Raw genomic sequence first — 17,511 nt, forward strand, 5'->3', positions numbered from 1 at the left:
TTACATCGTTTATGTCCGGCTGGCCACGAATTTACTACAAATTACTTAATTTACCATTAAGCGTGCTGGTAAAAAGTAAGTCTATCCCTGCGGAACCCGCACAGGAACTGGGGCTCGATACCTCACGCCCTATTATGTACGTTTTGCCTTATAACTCGAAGGCTGACTTACTCACGTTACGCGCTCAATGTCTGGCACACGACTTGCCCGACCCGCTGGAGCCGCTTGAGATCGACGGCGTGGAGTTGCCGCGGTATATCTTCATTCACGGTGGACCACGCGTATTTACCTGGTATACACCGAAAGAAGAGTCCATCAAGCTGTTCCATGATTATCTCGACCTGCATCGCAGCCATCCTGACCTGGATGTGCAAATGGTGCCGGTTTCGATGATGTTCGGTCGTTCGCCGGGTCGCGAGAAAGGCGAGATGAATCCGCCGCTGCGTATGCTTAACGGCATTCAGAAATTCTTTGCGATCTCCTGGCTCGGGCGCGACAGCTTTGTGCGTTTCTCTCCGCCGGTCTCACTGCGCCGCATGGCCACTGAGCATGGTACGGATAAAATTATCGCCCAGAAATTGGCGCGAGTTGCACGCATGCACTTTGCCCGCCAGCGTCTTGCGGCGGTCGGTCCGCGTCTGCCTGCCCGTCAGGACTTGTTTAACAAGCTACTGGCGTCCAAAGCGATTGCCCGCGCTGTTGAAGACGAAGCACGCAGCAAAAAAATCTCCCATGACAAGGCGCAGCAAAACGCGATTGCCCTGATGGAAGAGATTGCGGCGAACTTCTCTTACGAGATGATCCGTCTCTCCGACCGTATTCTGAGCTTTACCTGGAACCGCCTGTATCAGGGCATCAACGTGCACAACGCCGAGCGCGTGCGCCAGTTGGCTCATGACGGCCATGAAATTGTCTATGTGCCCTGCCACCGCAGTCATATGGACTACCTGCTGCTCTCTTACGTGCTGTATCACCAGGGACTGGTGCCACCGCATATCGCCGCCGGTATCAACCTGAACTTCTGGCCAGCAGGTCCGATTTTCCGCCGTCTGGGCGCGTTCTTCATTCGCCGCTCTTTCAAAGGCAACAAGCTCTATTCCACCGTGTTCCGCGAATATCTGGGCGAGCTGTTCCAGCGCGGCTATTCGGTTGAGTACTTTGTCGAGGGTGGGCGCTCACGTACTGGCCGTCTGCTGGATCCGAAAACAGGTACCCTGTCGATGACCATCCAGGCGATGCTGCGCGGCGGCACCCGTCCGATCACGCTGGTGCCAATCTACATTGGCTATGAGCACGTGATGGAAGTCGGTACCTACGCTAAAGAGCTGCGTGGGGCGACGAAAGAGAAAGAAGGCTTTATGCAGATGGTGCGTGGCTTAAGCAAGCTACGTAACCTCGGTCAGGGTTACGTGAACTTCGGCGAACCTATTTCGCTGACGAACTACCTTAACCAGCGCGTGCCGGAATGGCGCGAGTCTATCGATCCTATCGAAGCCGTGCGCCCGGCCTGGCTGACGCCGGCGGTCAATGCTATCGCGGCTGACCTGATGGTGCGCATTAACAACGCAGGGGCGGCAAACGCCATGAACCTGTGCTGTACCGCTCTGCTCGCTTCACGCCAGCGTTCGCTGACCCGTGAACAACTTACGGAACAGCTGGATTGCTACCTGAACCTGATGCGTAACGTGCCTTACGCTGATGACTCTACGGTGCCGACTGCCAGCGCCGCTGAGCTTATCGCGCACGCATTGCAGATGAACAAGTTCGAGGTAGAGAAAGACACCATCGGCGACATCATCATTCTGCCGCGCGAGCAGGCTGTACTGATGACCTACTACCGCAACAACATCGCCCATATGTTGATGCTGCCGTCGCTGATGGCCGCCATCATCACTCAGCATCGTCATATTTCTCAGGACGAGATGCTGCGCCATGTTGAGCTGCTCTACCCGATGCTGAAAGCAGAGCTGTTCCTGCGGTGGGAGAAAGAGGAACTGGCGGGCGTGCTGGATAGCCTGGCTCAGGAGATGCTGCGCCAGGGCCTGGTGACCATCAAAGACGGGCAGTTGAACATCAACCCGGCCCATTCCCGCACCCTGCAACTGCTGGCGGCAGGTGCACGTGAAACGCTGCAACGTTATGCCATTACCTTCTGGCTGCTTAGCGCGAACCCGTCGTTCAACCGCAGCACGCTCGAGAAAGAGAGCCGCACGCTGGCTCAGCGTCTCTCCGTTCTGCACGGCATTAACGCACCGGAATTCTTCGACAAAGCGGTGTTCAGTACCCTGGTGCTGACCCTGCGTGATGAAGGCTTTATCAGTGATACGGGCGATGCGGAACCCGCGCAGACACTGGCGATTTATCAGTTGCTGGCAGAGTTGATTACGTCGGATGTGCGTTTGACGATTGAGAGTGCAACGCAGAGCGAGTAAGGGTTTGCGGTCTGATGCCCTCTCCCACGGGGAGAGGGAACAAACACTAAAAAAGGCAACTTACGTTGCCTTTTTGCTTTTATATCCAGTAGCTTGAAGCCAGCCCTAAAAACAGCACCAGCCCCACATAGTTATTGTTCATAAAAGCTTTAAAGCAGGCATCACGATCGCGCCCGGCAATCAGCTTTTGCTGATAGACAAAGAGCGCGCCCGCCACCAGCACCGCCCAGTAAAAATGCCAGCCCAGGCCGTTAAGTTTGCCGACAAACGCCATCAACGCCAGCACGGCAATCTGCAAAATGCCAATGATCAGCTTGTCCTGACGACCAAACAGAATTGCCGTCGATTTGATACCGATTTTCAGGTCATCGTCCCGGTCAACCATTGCATACTGGGTGTCATAGGCGACGGCCCACAGAATGTTGGCGAGGAACAACATCCAGCAGCTTAACGGAACGGATTCGCTCACGGCCGCAAAGGCCATCGGAATTGACCAGCCAAACGCTGCCCCCAGCACCACCTGCGGCAGATGGGTATAGCGCTTCATGAAGGGATAAACCCAGGCCAGCGCCAGGGCGGCAACCGAGAGCAGGATAGTCATGGTATTGAGCGTCAACACCAGCACAAACGCCAGCAGGACCAGAACTACAAACAGGACCCGCGCTTCATTTTCCGTCACGGCGCCACTTGGCAGCGGGCGGTTCGCTGTACGCTTAACATGCCCGTCAAACTTGCGGTCAGCGTAGTCGTTGACCACACACCCTGCTGCACGCATCAGCCAGACACCGGCCACGAAGACCAGCAGGATCCATAGCGGCGGTACGCCCGGTGTCGCGACCCACAGCGCCCAAAGAGTCGGCCAGAGCAGCAGCAATGCGCCAATGGGCTTATCCGTTCGCATGAGTCGGTGAAAGGCCAGCAGCTTATTCTGCGTGAGACTCCACTCCATTCTTCTTTCCTCTTAATACAACGGTGATGCAGGCAAAAACAGTTCGGTCAACAGAAGCGGCTTTCCGCCCAGACGCAAACGAGAACGACGTCCCCATAGCGACTCGACCTGACCGACTTCAATAAAATCTCGTGTTAGCGTAGATGATGTGAAGAGATAGCGCCCGAGCGGTGTCGTGCCGAGTTTCTGCAACGCCAGTTCCGGGCCGGTTAACGTGGTTTCCGGTACGACGGTACGACCAGCCAGCCAGGGTTCGCCGTCGGCACACAGCAGAATTTCTCGCAGCCAGTAGCGGGTATCCGCAGGTAACAGATGGCGCTCATTTTCAAGGGACTCAGCCGTCACAAACGCTTCCTGAATAACGGTAACGGTGACCTTTTTATCCAGCTGTTCAAAGCGTTTAGTCATGGAATCTTCGAGCAACAGCCAGTCGAGCCGTTGCGGATCAAGCGCGGGAAGTGCGTCAAAATAGCGCAGCGCACGCAATTGCGTAAGCGCGGGGTGTGACATGCCTGACTCTCCAATACATTACGTCACAACATTGTATCGCAGAACAGACTGCCTCGGCGGGGAAACTTCATTCAGTTTTCATAAGCGCAACAGCTGTGCAACAGCGCCCGTTGCGCCGGGAAAAAAGGGTGCGTCAGGCGACGCACCAGTTGTTGCAAACATCAGCATTGCGGGGAGAGAGTTACCCCTTGCCTTTTACACTGCTGATAAAAGTACTTCGGGCGGATGATGACCCGAGACGTTCAGCTTCATTCAATAACTTCAGTGCCTTATCAACATCACCTTTCGCTACGGCCTCTTTAATTGCGCGATTGAAGTAGCTTTCGGTGTCATTCAACATCGGCTCACTCTTCGCCGCAGGTGCAGCAGCAGGCGTTGTGGTCGCAACAGCAGGTGCTGCGGCCGGGGCGCTGTAGGCGGTCGCCGGGGCAGCCGTATTACCTACGGTCACTGGCCCCGGACCAGAGGAGCCAAACAGTGGCCCCACCAGCACGCTGGATCCGCTGTTGGTTTTCACTTTCAGCTTCAACGTGCCATCCGTAACATGGCGAGCGATAGGATCAGGGATATCCGGTACCGCGTTACCTGCGCCTTTGGCAAAAGATTTAGCCGGATCCATCAACTGTGTGGTCTGCTGTAAATCTCTGTCCGTGGTAAAGACCAGCACATAAATTTTTTGCTGACCGAGAGCTGGCGTCAGGCGCATCACGCCTTCCAGCCGGTCAGCGCTCATCACACCCGGTTCCTGGTAGGTAAAGTAACTGCTCGGGAAGTAGGCCGCCGGTGCAAGGTTCTGGTCGAGGATCAAGACGTTAGGGGCAAACACGCTGGTCTGCTTGTTCACTTCACTGGTGAGCGTCAGGGTGAGCTCACCGATATTGGCCGGAACGCTATAAGCGGCAACCGGGCCGCTGACTCCCGCCACGTTCAGGCGCTGACCTGCAGTGGCAAGAGAGGTGGATTGGGTATTGCTTTGATCGACCGGCGTCCAGCTCAGTTGCTGGAGGGCAGAAGCCGGAATAGACGGCGCAGCCGTTGTATTTTGTGGAACGATGTTAACATCTGCGACGCTCACCCCAGGGGCGGCAGCGAATAACCCCGCTGACAGACACAGGGCGACAAGACTTTTTTTCATTTTCATTGTTATCACCTTCTTTACAGGAGCCAGCGTCCGCCAGGCAATAGCGCGCAGACTCTAAGGATTGAGGGGCTTGCGCCCCTCTTGTTCGTTACATCAACGTCTGTGCATTACCACCAGATTTCCATCTGGGCACCGAAGCTCCACTCGTCGTTATCACCGCGGCTGAAGGTTTTCGCGCTGGTGTCACGGTAAGCAACGCCAGAGGTGTAAGCTGCGCCGGAGTCACTGTTGGCATAGCCCCATTTCTCATCCCATTTTGCATAGGTTGCGAAGACACGGATTGCCGGACGAGACCAGATGCTGTCGCCTGCCTGCCACTGTTGAGCAAGAGTGATTTTGTACTGGTTGTTGGTGTCGTTGGTTTTCTGGGATTTGACGTTGTCATAGCCCACTTCCAACAGGGTGCTCATGATTGGCGTCCATTTGTACATAGGACGTACGCCGACGGTCCACCATTTGGTACCGTTGTTATCATCACGGTTGATGTCCTGGTACATACCGACATACATCAGGTCCCAGTTATCAGCCAGAGTGACTGCACCGTGATCGATAACGCGCCACAGTGAGCCGTTATTGTTGATGCTGCCGCCCTGCGGAATACCCTTACCGTTAGAGGTCATAGAGTCAGTTGCGTACTGCAGAACAAACTTGTTGTAGCCTTTCAGCATGCTCTGGGTATGTTCAGCGGTGAACATCCAGCCATCTTTCGATGCATCCGGTGCCAGGCTGTATTTATCCGGCAGGTTGGTATGACCGTAGTCCACACCGAACTCCAGCATGCCACCTGGGTTAATCGCCATCTGACCTAAACGCACATCGAAGACGTCGTTTGGCACGATGTTGTCATAAACACGGTTACCTAACGCATCACGATCGGCGAAGGTGCCGGAGCCGCCTGATTCAGACGAGCGGGTCGCTGCTAGAGAGAGTTTACCGATGCCAACGTCGATGTTTTCAAGGCCAGCACCAGGACCGGAGATGTCCCAGTAGTAGAAGTCGATCATGTGAACGTCATGACGTTGGTAGAAGCGTTTACCGGCCCAGATGGTGGATCCCGGCAGCGCATCAATCAGGTTTTTACCCTGAACGTTGGCTTCACGGAACGCCGGGCTGGTGGCTTCCCAGTCATTCTGTTGCGAAACGGAGTAGGCTACGTTGGTGTCGAAGTAGAAGCTCTTATCGCCTTCTTTCCACACTTCCTGACCCAGCTTAATTTCCGCGTAGGTTTCACATTCGTTACCAAGACGATATTTACTTTGAGCACCGGTGGCCTGGAAGCATTGCTGCTCGCCGCCGCTACCGGTCCAGCCGATGCCGGAACGTGCGTAACCTTTGAAGTCAACGGCGCCCGCCTGCGCAGACAAAATGCCTGCGGTAATGGCGATAGCCAGTGGAAGTTTGCGCAGAGTAGTCATCATTCTATCTCCTGAGATCATTGCTTTTCTTTAAACGCGTCACCCTTCGGACTGCCTCTTCGTTGGCTGCACTCCTTCACCTCAGTCACGTACTTTCTGTACGCTCCCGGGGATTCATTCGCTTGCCGCCTTGATGCCGACACGAATGGTTTAGCGTTTTGCTTTTTTAATGGGGGACCTTAAACGCCCGGCTCTTTGTGCAACCGACGACAAGCGGTGCCATCTTCACGGAAAAGATGACAGCGCTCCGGTGGCAGACCGATAGCGAATGTGGCCCCCTCTTCTACCAACACCACGTCATTCTGGCGGTAGACCAGGTTTTGACGGATGGCGGGGATCTGGATATGAATTTGCGTTTCGTGACCGAGTTGTTCGACGACCTGAACAATCCCTTCCAGCGTGACATCTGCGATGTCGCTGGGCAGCAGATGCTCCGGGCGAATACCCAGTGACATATTGCTGCCGACCTGCACGTTGGCACTGTCGACGGGAAGCCAGACCTGCTGGCGGTTTGGTAATTCAACCTGCACCTGTTCAATGGCGGTTGCAGTCACTTTGACTGGCAGGAAATTCATTTTGGGTGAGCCAATAAAGCCAGCAACAAAGCGGTCAGACGGGTAGTGATAAAGCTCAAGCGGCTTACCGACCTGGGCCACGCGTCCGGCGTCCAGCACCACAATTTTGTCGGCCAGCGTCATCGCTTCGACCTGATCGTGGGTGACGTAAATCATCGTGCGCCCCAGGCGCTTATGCAGACGCGAAATCTCAATGCGCATCTGCACACGCAGAGCAGCATCCAGGTTGGAGAGCGGTTCATCGAGCAGGAAGACGCGCGGTTCAGCAACCAGCGTACGGCCTATCGCCACACGCTGACGTTGCCCACCGGAAAGCGCCTTTGGCTTACGCTCCAGCAAATGCGCCAGTTGCAGGACTTCCGAAACCTGCGTCACCTTCTGCTGAATCACCTCTTTTTTGGCACCCGCCAGCTTGAGGCCAAACGACATGTTTTCCGACACGGAAAGGTGCGGATAGAGTGCGTAAGACTGAAAGACCATCCCCACGCCGCGTTCGGCCGGGGGCACGTCGTTCATCCGCACGTCACCAATAAAGAGATCGCCGCTGGTGATGGTTTCCAGACCGGCAATCATGCGCAGCAGCGTTGACTTACCGCAGCCAGATGGACCGACAAACACCACGAATTCCCCTTCGTGGATGTCGAGATCAATGTCTTTTGATACGACAACGTCGCCCCAGGCTTTCGTTACATTACGCAGCTGTACGTTCGCCATGCCCTCTCCCTTCGTTACAACTTGTCACTTACGGATACATTCAAGATTTGGCTGACTATGGGCTATCCATAAACGTGGCGAATCCTCCACCCCCCTTGTTTTTTATGGGGGAGGAGACGGGAGGATGAGAGGGACGAGTCTGACCCCAGCTCGCAGGGGCTGAGGCTATTTTCGTGATGCAGACTGCAAAAAACGGCACTTTTTTGTGTGCGCTGACACACATAAAGAAAGTTTATGTAACAAGGATCACACATTTGACCCCAGGGGCGTAGGGGCAAGGAGGATGAGAAGCGCTTGCCAAAAAAGGAGACTACTTCCCGTCAGACCACTCAACATATCCACGAGCACATCACCTAAAGGACGGGATATATGAAATTCAAAACAGGCGCACGCATCCTCGCATTGTCCGCACTGACGACGATGATGTTCTCCGCTTCTGCCCTCGCAAAGATTGAAGAAGGTAAGCTGGTCATCTGGATCAACGGCGACAAAGGCTATAACGGCCTGGCCGAAGTGGGTAAGAAATTCGAGAAAGATACCGGCATTAAAGTGACCGTTGAACACCCGGACAAGCTGGAAGAGAAATTCCCGCAGGTTGCGGCAACTGGCGACGGCCCTGACATTATCTTCTGGGCGCATGACCGTTTCGGCGGCTACGCGCAATCTGGCCTGCTGGCGGAAGTCGCGCCGGATAAAGCGTTCCAGGACAAATTATTCCCGTTCACCTGGGATGCCGTGCGTTACAACGGCAAGCTGATTGCCTACCCGGTAGCCGTGGAATCCCTCTCGCTGATTTATAACAAAGACCTCGTACCGAACCCGCCAAAAACCTGGGAAGAGATCCCGGCGCTGGATAAAACCCTGAAGGCGAAAGGTAAGAGTGCGTTGATGTTCAACCTGCAAGAACCGTACTTCACCTGGCCGCTGATTGCCGCTGACGGTGGCTACGCGTTCAAATATGCCGACGGCAAGTATGACGTGAAAGACGTGGGCGTCGACAACGCAGGGGCAAAAGCGGGCTTAAGCTTCCTTGTGAAGCTGATTAAAGACAAGCACATGAACGCGGACACGGATTACTCCATCGCCGAAGCGGCGTTCAACAAAGGCGAAACTGCGCTGACCATTAACGGTCCGTGGGCATGGGCCAACATTGATAAGAGCAAAATCAATTACGGCGTAGCGCCACTGCCGACTTTCAAAGGCAAAGCCTCTAAACCCTTCGTCGGCGTGCTGAGTGCCGGTATTAACGCGGCCAGCCCGAACAAAGAGCTGGCGAAAGAGTTCCTCGAAAACTACCTGCTGACCGATCAGGGTCTGGATGAAATGAACAAGGACAAACCGCTCGGCGCGGTGGCTCTGAAATCCTTCCAGGATCAGTTAGCCAAAGACCCGCGTATTGCGGCAACGATGGATAACGCCAAGTCCGGCGAAATCATGCCGAATATCCCGCAGATGGCTGCTTTCTGGTACGCCACCCGCACCGCGGTCATCAACGCAGTGAGCGGTCGTCAGACCGTCGATGCAGCCCTGAAAGATGCTCAGGGTCGTATCACGAAGTAAGACAGGCTGTTACCCCCTCATCCCGGCCTTCTCCCTCAAGGGAGAAGGAGAAAGCCGCCCCCTCTCCCTCAGGGAGAGGGTTGGGGTGAGGGTTGCTTAATTGTTGTAGAGGAAATTTCCCATGGATGTCATTAAAAAGAAGCACTGGTGGCAAAGCGACACGCTGAAATGGTCAGTGACAGGTCTGCTGGGCTTACTGGTGGGATACCTTGTTGTTTTAATGTACGCGCAAGGGGAATACCTGTTTGCCATCACGACGCTGATTTTAAGCTCTGTTGGTCTGTATATTTTCGCCAACCGTAAAGCCTACGCCTGGCGCTATGTTTACCCAGGGCTTGCCGGTATGGGGCTGTTCGTTCTGTTCCCGCTGATATGTACCATCGCCATTGCCTTCACCAACTACAGCAGCACCCACCAGTTGACTCAGGAACGTGCTCAGCAAGTACTGATGGACCGTTCTTATCAGGCGGGTAAAACCTATAACTTCACCCTGTTCCCGACTGAGGGAAGCTGGAAACTTGCGCTGACCGACGGTGAAAGCGGCAAAAATTATCTCTCGGACACCTTCAAGCTGGGCGGCGAGCAAAAAATCACCTTAAAAGAGACAGATGCCTTGCCTGCGGGCGAACGTGGCACCTTGCGAGACGTCACGCAAAATCGCGCGGCCTTAAACCAGCTCACCGCCGTATTACCGGACAACAGCAACGTTGTCATGAGTTCGCTGCGTCAGTTCTCAGGCACCACGCCGCTCTATGCGCTGGCAGAAGATGGCACCCTCACCAATAAGCAGAGCGGTGCAAAATACCGTCCTAACAACAGTCTCGGTTTTTATCAGGTCGTTAATGCCGATAACAGCTGGGGCGATGAGAAGCTCAGTCCCGGTTATACCGTGACCATCGGCTGGGATAACTTCACACGCGTCTTTACCGATGAAGGTATCCAGAAGCCCTTCTTCGCTATTTTCATCTGGACTATCGTCTTCTCGTTGTTGACCGTGGTGCTCACCGTGGCGGTCGGGATGGTGCTGGCCTGCCTCGTACAGTGGGAGGCGCTCAAAGGCAAAGCGGTTTACCGCGTGCTGCTGATCCTGCCTTACGCCGTGCCGTCGTTTATCTCTATCCTGATCTTCAAGGGTCTGTTTAACCAGAGCTTTGGTGAGATCAATATGATGTTAAGCGCGCTGTTTGGTGTGAAACCGGCCTGGTTTAGCGACCCGACCACTGCGCGGTCAATGATCATCATCGTCAACACCTGGCTGGGTTATCCATACATGATGATCCTGTGCATGGGCCTGCTCAAAGCCATTCCGGACGATTTGTATGAAGCCTCGGCAATGGATGGCGCCAGTGCATTCCAGAACTTTTTCCGTATCACTTTCCCGCTGCTGATTAAGCCGCTGACGCCGCTGATGATCGCCAGTTTCGCCTTTAACTTTAATAACTTCGTGTTGATTCAGTTGTTGACCAACGGTGGCCCGGACCGCATCGGTACTACCACGCCAGCGGGCTATACCGATCTGTTGGTCAGCTACACCTACCGTATCGCCTTTGAAGGCGGCGGTGGGCAAGATTTTGGCCTCGCCGCCGCCATTGCCACGCTGATATTCCTGCTGGTCGGTGCGCTTGCCATCATCAATCTGAAAGCCACACGCATGAAATTTGACTAAGGAGGGCGATGAACATGGCTATGGTCCAGGCAAAATCGCAAAAGTTAAGATTACTGATTACCCATCTGCTGCTGCTGGCGTTTATCGCCGCCATCATGTTCCCGCTGCTGATGGTCATTGCCATCTCCCTGCGTGAGGGTAATTTCGCCACAGGTAGCCTGATCCCGGACACCATCTCCTGGGAACACTGGAAGCTGGCACTGGGCTTTAGCGTCGAGCACGCCGATGGTCGCGTCACGCCACCGCCGTTCCCGGTGCTGTTGTGGTTGTGGAACTCCATCAAGATTGCGGTGATCACCGCCATTGGCGTGGTCGCCCTCTCCACCACCTGCGCTTATGCCTTTGCCCGTATGCGTTTTCCCGGCAAAGCCACGTTGCTCAAAGGGATGCTGATTTTCCAGATGTTCCCGGCGGTATTGTCGCTGGTTGCCCTGTATGCCTTGTTTGACCGTCTGGGCCAGTACATTCCGTTTATCGGCCTGAACACCCACGGCGGGGTCATCTTCGCCTATATGGGCGGTATCGCCCTGCATGTCTGGACGATCAAAGGCTATTTCGAAACCATCGACGGGTCGCTGGAAGAAGCGGCAGCGCTGGATGGTGCCACCCCGTGGCAGGCGTTCCGTCTGGTGCTGTTGCCCTTGTCAGTACCGATTCTGGCGGTGGTGTTTATTCTGTCGTTTATCGCTGCAATCACCGAAGTGCCGGTCGCCTCGCTGTTACTGCGCGACGTCAACAGCTACACCCTGGCAGTGGGCATGCAGCAATATCTCAACCCACAAAACTATCTGTGGGGCGATTTCGCCGCAGCCGCCGTGCTGTCAGCCATTCCGATCACCGCCGTCTTCCTGCTCGCCCAGCGCTGGCTGGTTAACGGCCTGACCGCGGGTGGTGTGAAAGGTTAAGTTTCATCGTCATACTCTAAATAATTCGCGTGGCAGGAAGGCGGCAAATGAGAGAGTCCCGGGAGCTTACTGGAGTAAGTGACCGGGTGAACGAGTGTAGCCAACGCATCTGCAACGTGAAGTATGACGAGTATATATGCCACTGTAGTCCTCATTGGAATATTGACCCTAACTTGTGACTGTTATTCCTTATTCGGCGCTCTTCGGAGCGCCCTTTTTTTATTCGCGTTTCAGACGTTTGGAATTACACAACCACAGGGTGATCACCAGAAGCAGGATCGCGCCGGAATAGATCAACACATCCATCGGCGCTTTGTGATCGACGATGATCAGTCGCACGATGGCCGTGATCCCGATGTAGATAAAGTAGCGTAGCGGGAAGTGAAAACCGGACTGAAAGTACTTCACAATCAGGGCGATAAATTCGAAGTACAGAAAGTAGACTACCAGCCCTTCCACCAGTGCGTACTTGCTGGTTTGTTCAGGAGCAAACAGAACGTCTGCCAGATGCAGTGTCTCTTTGCCAAGAAAGACAACCAGGATCAGCCCCAGACTCAACAGGCCCAGATTTAATACGGTCTGCAGAACGGTAGAGATAAACTCAACGCGCGGGCGAACAGTTAGCGATGGCATGGTCATACTGGCACCTCATTCTCAGTGGCGAGCCTTCTGTATAGCGCAAAAATGTGATCCAGATCTAGATTTTTTGCTTATATTTTGTGCCGTACCATGATGACATAGCGTCCTGTACTGATAAGAACACGGAGAAAAAAACAGAGTGCTTACAATCAATAAAGCGCAAATTAACGACGCGCCATTACTGCACGAAATGGGCTGCACAAGTTACCACTATCATTTCGCTCATTTGTGGCAGGAAAAAGACGAGCTGACGAATTTTCTCGAACAGGAATACTCCCTGAAAGCTTTGCAGGAGAGCTTACAGAACGACAATTGTTGCTGGCTTATCGCCACGGATGGCAGCGAGCCTGTCGGCTTTGCCAAATTCAGCTGGCACCACCCTGTTAATCCTCAAGGCCCCGCTGGCACCCTGCTGAATAAACTCTATTTTCTGCCACACGCGACCGGCAAAGGCTATGGTGAGGTGGTTTTCAACGACGTTATTCAGCGAGCCAAAGCACATGGCGAAACATTTTTCTGGCTGGAAGTTCTGGACGCAAATACGCAGGCCCGCCGCTTTTATGAACGCCAGGGATTGAGCCATCTGCACGATACAGTGTTCAGCAGCCCTTCACAGCAGAGCACGGTGCATATTTTGGGAAAATCAATTTAAGGTGCGCGATGAATCCAAATATACGGCAGGTAGCGATACGCAATGTGGCACGCGGTAAAAATGTGGTGATTTACGAACCGGTGAATCTCTATGACTGCGAGCTGGAAGATGAGGTTTTCATTGGGCCGTTCGTGGAAATTCAGGGCTATACACGTATTGGCAAGGGCAGCAAAATTCAGTCGCACACCTTTATTTGTGAATATGTAACAGTCGGCGAACGCTGCTTTATCGGTCACGGGGTGATGTTCGCCAACGATATGTTTCGTCAGGGAAAACCCAATCCAGACCGCGAAAGCTGGGGGCGAATAGTGGTAGGTAACGATGTGTCGATTGGCAGCGGTGCGACCATTCTGGCGGTGACCATTGCCGATGGCGTAGTGATTGGCGCGGGAAGCGTGGTGACAAAGTCGCTAACGGAGAAAGGGGTATATGCGGGGAATCCGGCGCGGCTGCTGCGGCGGCTGTAGACCCTCTCCCTAAAAGGGAGAGGGGAACGCACGCCAAATCAGCGGAAATTCACACTCTTATCACTGGTCAAACCGTACAGGTCAAACTTACGACCCAGCTGCTGACCACCGTCACGCGTCAGTGGCGTCCAGCCGATGGCCGCACGGCTGCGGGTCGTGCCGGTAGAGAAGAGATCCAACGGTATCGACACATACACGCCTTTGGTGAAATCCCCTTCGCCGTATTCTTGTGGCGACACGTTAGTGATGGTGGCATAAGCACCAATCACCACGCCGCTATCAAAGTGTTTCGCCACTTCCAGGGTACCGCCTTTATCCCCCGCCAGGTACTGTCCGACGCTGGCTTTGATCAGTACATCCTGCGCAAACGGTGGTGTCCAGTAAGCGGTCAGATGCCCGGTTTTCACGCTGTAATCGGTAAATTTCATCAGGTCCTGCGCACTGCGCCAGTCACGCTGTTTCACGTAGTTGGCATCGACGCCAAAGGCCCAGTTGCTGTCGACCGGACGCCAGAGCACTTCCGCACCGGCGCCACCGTACATGGTTTCCAGATAACCGGCATACACCTGCCCGTAGAAGTTATTGCCAAGGTACTGGAAGTAGTTGGCCTGCAGGTTGTTCACATAGACATCATTCTGCACATATTCACGTACACGGGTACGCACGCGCGGCAGTTGCGAATCCTTCGGCGGGTTGGTGTAGTTAAACTTGTCGTAGTTGTTGTCGATGTTGGCGAACAGGCTGCCGGTGGTCAGCAGGTGATCGGTAAGCCACCAGTCGGCGGTCGCCATCACCCCAAGCTGATACATGTAGAACCCTTCCGGGCCACCGAGCGACTGATTCAGAACCGGATCGAGGTGGAAATCAAAGCTCGACTTCTCGATATACCAGCCCTGCTCAGTGCTTTCCGGCACAATCGGCGTCATGCGTTTTTGCACCAGCTCCGTCTCTTGTCCCAGCGGCTCACCTTCCAGATGGCGTTGCAGGCTGGCGACATCTGTCTCCGTCGTCACCTGCGGCATATTCAGACGATTTTCCGTCACGCGGATGGTGCGAATCCCTTCCGGCAGATCATTCATCACGATGCGGTTCGCACGCTCAATCCCTTCCTGAGAGTCGCGATATTTCACCTGCTCACCGGTCACATACAGCGTGTCGCCCTGCACCTGAATTTTCGGATCCGCCAGACCCGCGTTGTATTTGAGCAAAGTCAGCTGATTCGCCACCACCGAGTGCTGGATGATGGCATCCTGCGGCTGCGGCCGGTACTGCGGACGGGCGTTGTCATTGTAGGATGGACGCAGGTCATTGAAGTTATTACGCAGGGTGAAACCAAACATCCAGGTATTGCCGCGCTCATAGCTGAGGTTAACGTCGGCCCAGTCGGCTACACGGTAAATAGCGCCTACGTTAACCTTGCTCCTCTGTGGCAATTTGCCCGCAAAATCCTGCTGATAGTTGTTGCCTTCGTATTCCAGCTTCAGGCGCAGAGGCTGCCACGGCGTCTGGTATTCCACCCCGCCAAACAGCGCCGTCGGGCCACGGAACATCTGACTGGCGTCGACGGAACCCGCCTGGTTATAGCTGTTATCGCGATAGCAGTACTTTTGCTCATAGGAACAAAGTGGGTTTTTGATGTTACCGGACGTGCCGAGATAGCCCCAGCCCAGGCCGAGGGAGAAATCGAACGGCCCCCAGGCTTTGTTAGCCACCACGTATTCGCCATCAAACAGACCTGTCCCGCCAATATCACGCGCACCGACCGACACCTGCGGGAGCCAGTAACTCTCTTCCCACAGACGTAATTTCAAATCGAAGGCTTTATCTTTGTAGGACTGATCGCCAGAGAAGGCATCCACGCTGCTGTAGCGCCGGGTACGGACATCGGTATAGCGCAAGGTGGTTTCCAGCCACGGGAAAAGCTGAATTGAACCGGAGTAGTAGCGGTACTGATCGTTATCACGGTAGTTGAGGCTGATCTCCCCTTCCCGCGCCATACGCGCCGTCGGGGTTTGCAGCAGGCCCACGCCACCGAAGTCGGACTGCGAGGGGCCTACCGGTGCCGGGTAGCTTTCCGCGTGACAGGCGGCGCTGATCCCCAGCGCTAGCACACTGATGACAAAGGATTTTTTCATTATTGTTCCGGTATCCTGTGCGTCAGAGAAAAGAGAATATCGGCGTTCAGCGTCTCATAACGATCTCCCCATAACGCCGGGGAAAAGCCGACAAAAATCGTACTGCCAGGCATGGGCTCAACGTGACGTCGGTTCCAGTAGGCCACCGGCACTTTCTGCGCTTTCCCATTCGGGTAAATCAGCCAGGCGTCGCTTTTTTCCGCCCCGCTCAACCGATCCATCTCGTCGAGATAACTCACCACGTCGCGCCCTGGTGTGAAGGGTTTTTTACCCGGCCGGCTGACGAGGCCAAAGACGGTAATAGTGCTCGGCTGCGATCCAACCCACAGGGTGTAATTCCCTTCAAGAGGCGGATTGGCAAGCGCTTCCACACGCACATAGTCCGGGTCGAGGTTGACCTGCTGTCGACCGGTCACTTTCAGCGCCGCAACCTGCTGACGCACGGCATTCACCGCCGCCGCATCATCACCGCTTTCTTCCGCCGCCAGTGCGCTTAATCGACCCAGCAGCACCTGCTGGCGTTCGGTTGCCACTGCTGAAGCCTGCCGTTCGCTGATCACGGCTCCCGGCCACCAGCTCTGCGCCAGTCGGGGCTGGCCGACAACATCAATGAGGTGTGCTGCGTCGGTCAGAGTTTTGGGTTTACTGTCACCAGGGGTGTAAACCTCCACGGTGCCTGCTGCCAGCGCAAGCGGTGTGAAAAGGCTCATTAACAGGCCAGCGCATATCACTCTTTTCATGACTTCGCCGCCTTAATCAGGGTGGTTTTCACCGGGAACCAGTCCGCGCCCAGATACTGTTCTGACTGGCGAATCAGACCGTCTTCATCCACCCAGTAGCGGTTGCGCCAGCTTTTTTTGTCCGTCGTCACGTCTTCTTCCAGGATGCGCACATGGGTCACGTCGCTACCGAGCGTCACGGTGTCATTGCCGTTCCAGCGGAAAACCGAACGCGCGGTGGCGTAACGCACCTGATTGTGCTCCGTCCAGCCCATTGTGCGGGTCCAGTTCGCGCCATCGATTATTTGATTCGGGTTTGCCAGCGGGTCTGCGGCCAGGTTGTTCACTTCGAGCAGATTGTTATCACCCAACTGGGTTTTTACGATGCGGTCGTGTTGCGTCACTATCAGCGACTGGTCTTGCGTCGCCCATTTCTGTTGTCCATTTTCCGAGAAGGCCAGCACGACAAACAGTTGTGGCCCTCCGTTAAGTTGCATGTACTGACTGGCGTAAGGCATATCGGCAATTTCATCATCGGTCAGATGGACGCCGGGTGTGCCAAATATGCTATCCCACAGTGAATGCCCCAACCCTTTGGTGGTGGCAGAGCAGGCCTGAATAAGCAGGCAAATCAAAATGATCGCAGGTCGCTTCACGACTCTTCTCCAGAGGGGAGTGGCGAAATAACCACACCGAAGTGTGGTTATGATTAAGTACTCGTGATTACTGAGTACTGGTGGTCGTGGTGGTCGTGGTTCCGGTATTGGAGCCATCACCGCCACCGGTTGCCGCCAGGGCAACGCCCACCGCAGAACTTACGGTGCTAACGCTGGTCGCGGAAGAACTACCCGCAGAGACAGACGTCGCTGCCGACCCTGCTGCTTCGCCCACCTGAATGGGTGCTGCAAATGCAGAAGTCGCCGCAAGCGCGGTTATGGCAAAAATGCCAAACAGTGCTTTTTTCATATCAATTTCCCTTCATTGAATGAATGGAGATATACCTGAAATAAACAGGCGAGAACGAGTATACAC

Annotated in this window: 16 protein-coding genes; 6 read left to right on the plus strand and 10 right to left on the minus strand. The window is 54.7% G+C overall.

Annotation, left to right across the window (positions count from 1 at the left end; all coding sequences use genetic code 11):
• Positions 1-11: 11 nt before the first annotated feature.
• The gene (plsB, locus tag AC5JPW_RS13520; protein WP_494241007.1) at positions 12-2,432 is read left to right on the plus strand and encodes a glycerol-3-phosphate 1-O-acyltransferase PlsB; all 2,421 of its coding nucleotides are present in this window, start codon (positions 12-14) and stop codon (positions 2,430-2,432) included.
• Between the two features lie 79 nt (positions 2,433-2,511).
• Here the strand turns inward: plsB and ubiA are convergent, their stop codons facing one another.
• From ubiA to malK, 5 genes are all read right to left on the minus strand, one after another.
• Positions 2,512-3,381, minus strand: a complete 870-nt coding sequence (gene ubiA, locus AC5JPW_RS13525; protein ID WP_494241009.1) for a 4-hydroxybenzoate octaprenyltransferase — start codon at positions 3,379-3,381, stop codon at positions 2,512-2,514.
• Positions 3,382-3,393: 12 nt separating this feature from the next.
• Positions 3,394-3,891, minus strand: a complete 498-nt coding sequence (gene ubiC / locus AC5JPW_RS13530) for a chorismate lyase (RefSeq protein WP_494241010.1) — start codon at positions 3,889-3,891, stop codon at positions 3,394-3,396.
• 181 nt (positions 3,892-4,072) lie between these two features.
• A complete protein-coding gene (gene malM / locus AC5JPW_RS13535; RefSeq protein WP_494241011.1) occupies positions 4,073-5,032 on the minus strand; it encodes a maltose operon protein MalM in 960 nt (319 codons plus the stop codon).
• Between the two features lie 107 nt (positions 5,033-5,139).
• Positions 5,140-6,450, minus strand: coding sequence for a maltoporin (locus AC5JPW_RS13540; RefSeq protein ID WP_494241013.1), 1,311 nt, complete (start codon positions 6,448-6,450; stop codon positions 5,140-5,142).
• A 176-nt stretch (positions 6,451-6,626) separates the two neighbouring features.
• Complete coding sequence (gene malK / locus AC5JPW_RS13545; RefSeq protein ID WP_494241015.1) at positions 6,627-7,736, minus strand: maltose/maltodextrin ABC transporter ATP-binding protein MalK; 1,110 nt, start codon at positions 7,734-7,736, stop codon at positions 6,627-6,629.
• 369 nt (positions 7,737-8,105) lie between these two features.
• Here malK and malE point away from each other — a divergent pair, with 369 nt between their 5' ends.
• From malE to malG, 3 genes are all read left to right on the plus strand, one after another.
• Entirely contained in the window at positions 8,106-9,296 is a 1,191-nt protein-coding gene (gene malE / locus AC5JPW_RS13550; RefSeq protein ID WP_494241017.1) for a maltose/maltodextrin ABC transporter substrate-binding protein MalE, read from the plus strand.
• A gap of 121 nt (positions 9,297-9,417) precedes the next feature.
• Positions 9,418-10,962: a maltose ABC transporter permease MalF gene (gene malF, locus AC5JPW_RS13555; RefSeq protein ID WP_494241019.1), complete on the plus strand. Its 1,545-nt coding sequence runs from the start codon at positions 9,418-9,420 to the stop codon at positions 10,960-10,962.
• 14 nt (positions 10,963-10,976) lie between these two features.
• Positions 10,977-11,867 carry a maltose ABC transporter permease MalG gene (malG, locus tag AC5JPW_RS13560; RefSeq protein WP_494241020.1) on the plus strand — a complete coding sequence of 297 codons (891 nt, stop codon included), beginning with the start codon at positions 10,977-10,979 and terminating at the stop codon, positions 11,865-11,867.
• 219 nt (positions 11,868-12,086) lie between these two features.
• Here the strand turns inward: malG and psiE are convergent, their stop codons facing one another.
• Positions 12,087-12,500, minus strand: coding sequence for a phosphate-starvation-inducible protein PsiE (gene psiE / locus AC5JPW_RS13565; RefSeq protein ID WP_494241221.1), 414 nt, complete (start codon positions 12,498-12,500; stop codon positions 12,087-12,089).
• Positions 12,501-12,696: 196 nt separating this feature from the next.
• Here psiE and AC5JPW_RS13570 point away from each other — a divergent pair, with 196 nt between their 5' ends.
• Positions 12,697-13,158 carry a GNAT family N-acetyltransferase gene (locus tag AC5JPW_RS13570; RefSeq protein ID WP_494241222.1) on the plus strand — a complete coding sequence of 154 codons (462 nt, stop codon included), beginning with the start codon at positions 12,697-12,699 and terminating at the stop codon, positions 13,156-13,158.
• 8 nt (positions 13,159-13,166) lie between these two features.
• A complete protein-coding gene (locus AC5JPW_RS13575; RefSeq protein ID WP_494241022.1) occupies positions 13,167-13,625 on the plus strand; it encodes an acyltransferase in 459 nt (152 codons plus the stop codon).
• 38 nt (positions 13,626-13,663) lie between these two features.
• Here the strand turns inward: AC5JPW_RS13575 and AC5JPW_RS13580 are convergent, their stop codons facing one another.
• The 4 genes from AC5JPW_RS13580 to yjbE all read right to left on the minus strand — a co-directional run bounded on the left by AC5JPW_RS13580 (position 13,664) and on the right by yjbE (position 17,445).
• On the minus strand, positions 13,664-15,760 hold the full coding sequence (locus AC5JPW_RS13580) for a YjbH domain-containing protein (protein WP_494241023.1): 2,097 nt from the start codon (positions 15,758-15,760) through the stop codon (positions 13,664-13,666).
• Positions 15,760-16,500 carry a capsule biosynthesis GfcC D2 domain-containing protein gene (locus AC5JPW_RS13585; RefSeq protein WP_494241025.1) on the minus strand — a complete coding sequence of 247 codons (741 nt, stop codon included), beginning with the start codon at positions 16,498-16,500 and terminating at the stop codon, positions 15,760-15,762. The genes AC5JPW_RS13580 and AC5JPW_RS13585 overlap by 1 nt, the downstream gene beginning before the upstream one ends.
• Positions 16,497-17,135, minus strand: coding sequence for a YjbF family lipoprotein (locus AC5JPW_RS13590; protein WP_494241026.1), 639 nt, complete (start codon positions 17,133-17,135; stop codon positions 16,497-16,499). Before AC5JPW_RS13590 ends, AC5JPW_RS13585 begins: the two co-directional genes overlap by 4 nt.
• Before the next feature lie 67 nt (positions 17,136-17,202).
• Entirely contained in the window at positions 17,203-17,445 is a 243-nt protein-coding gene (gene yjbE / locus AC5JPW_RS13595) for an exopolysaccharide production protein YjbE (protein ID WP_437434171.1), read from the minus strand.
• Positions 17,446-17,511 lie beyond the last annotated feature (66 nt).

The organism is Phytobacter sp. (assembly GCF_059074235.1).

What these genes read in the sequence shown, in the direction of transcription:
- plsB (WP_494241007.1), top strand. Translation starts at nt 12, where the DNA reads ATGTCCGGCTGGCCACGAATTTACTACAAATTACTTAATTTACCATTA.
- ubiA (WP_494241009.1), bottom strand. Translation starts at nt 3,381, where the DNA reads ATGGAGTGGAGTCTCACGCAGAATAAGCTGCTGGCCTTTCACCGACTC.
- ubiC (WP_494241010.1), bottom strand. Translation starts at nt 3,891, where the DNA reads ATGTCACACCCCGCGCTTACGCAATTGCGTGCGCTGCGCTATTTTGAC.
- malM (WP_494241011.1), bottom strand. Translation starts at nt 5,032, where the DNA reads ATGAAAATGAAAAAAAGTCTTGTCGCCCTGTGTCTGTCAGCGGGGTTA.
- AC5JPW_RS13540 (WP_494241013.1), bottom strand. Translation starts at nt 6,450, where the DNA reads ATGATGACTACTCTGCGCAAACTTCCACTGGCTATCGCCATTACCGCA.
- malK (WP_494241015.1), bottom strand. Translation starts at nt 7,736, where the DNA reads ATGGCGAACGTACAGCTGCGTAATGTAACGAAAGCCTGGGGCGACGTT.
- malE (WP_494241017.1), top strand. Translation starts at nt 8,106, where the DNA reads ATGAAATTCAAAACAGGCGCACGCATCCTCGCATTGTCCGCACTGACG.
- malF (WP_494241019.1), top strand. Translation starts at nt 9,418, where the DNA reads ATGGATGTCATTAAAAAGAAGCACTGGTGGCAAAGCGACACGCTGAAA.
- malG (WP_494241020.1), top strand. Translation starts at nt 10,977, where the DNA reads ATGGCTATGGTCCAGGCAAAATCGCAAAAGTTAAGATTACTGATTACC.
- psiE (WP_494241221.1), bottom strand. Translation starts at nt 12,500, where the DNA reads ATGCCATCGCTAACTGTTCGCCCGCGCGTTGAGTTTATCTCTACCGTT.
- AC5JPW_RS13570 (WP_494241222.1), top strand. Translation starts at nt 12,697, where the DNA reads ATGGGCTGCACAAGTTACCACTATCATTTCGCTCATTTGTGGCAGGAA.
- AC5JPW_RS13575 (WP_494241022.1), top strand. Translation starts at nt 13,167, where the DNA reads ATGAATCCAAATATACGGCAGGTAGCGATACGCAATGTGGCACGCGGT.
- AC5JPW_RS13580 (WP_494241023.1), bottom strand. Translation starts at nt 15,760, where the DNA reads ATGAAAAAATCCTTTGTCATCAGTGTGCTAGCGCTGGGGATCAGCGCC.
- AC5JPW_RS13585 (WP_494241025.1), bottom strand. Translation starts at nt 16,500, where the DNA reads ATGAAAAGAGTGATATGCGCTGGCCTGTTAATGAGCCTTTTCACACCG.
- yjbE (WP_437434171.1), bottom strand. Translation starts at nt 17,445, where the DNA reads ATGAAAAAAGCACTGTTTGGCATTTTTGCCATAACCGCGCTTGCGGCG.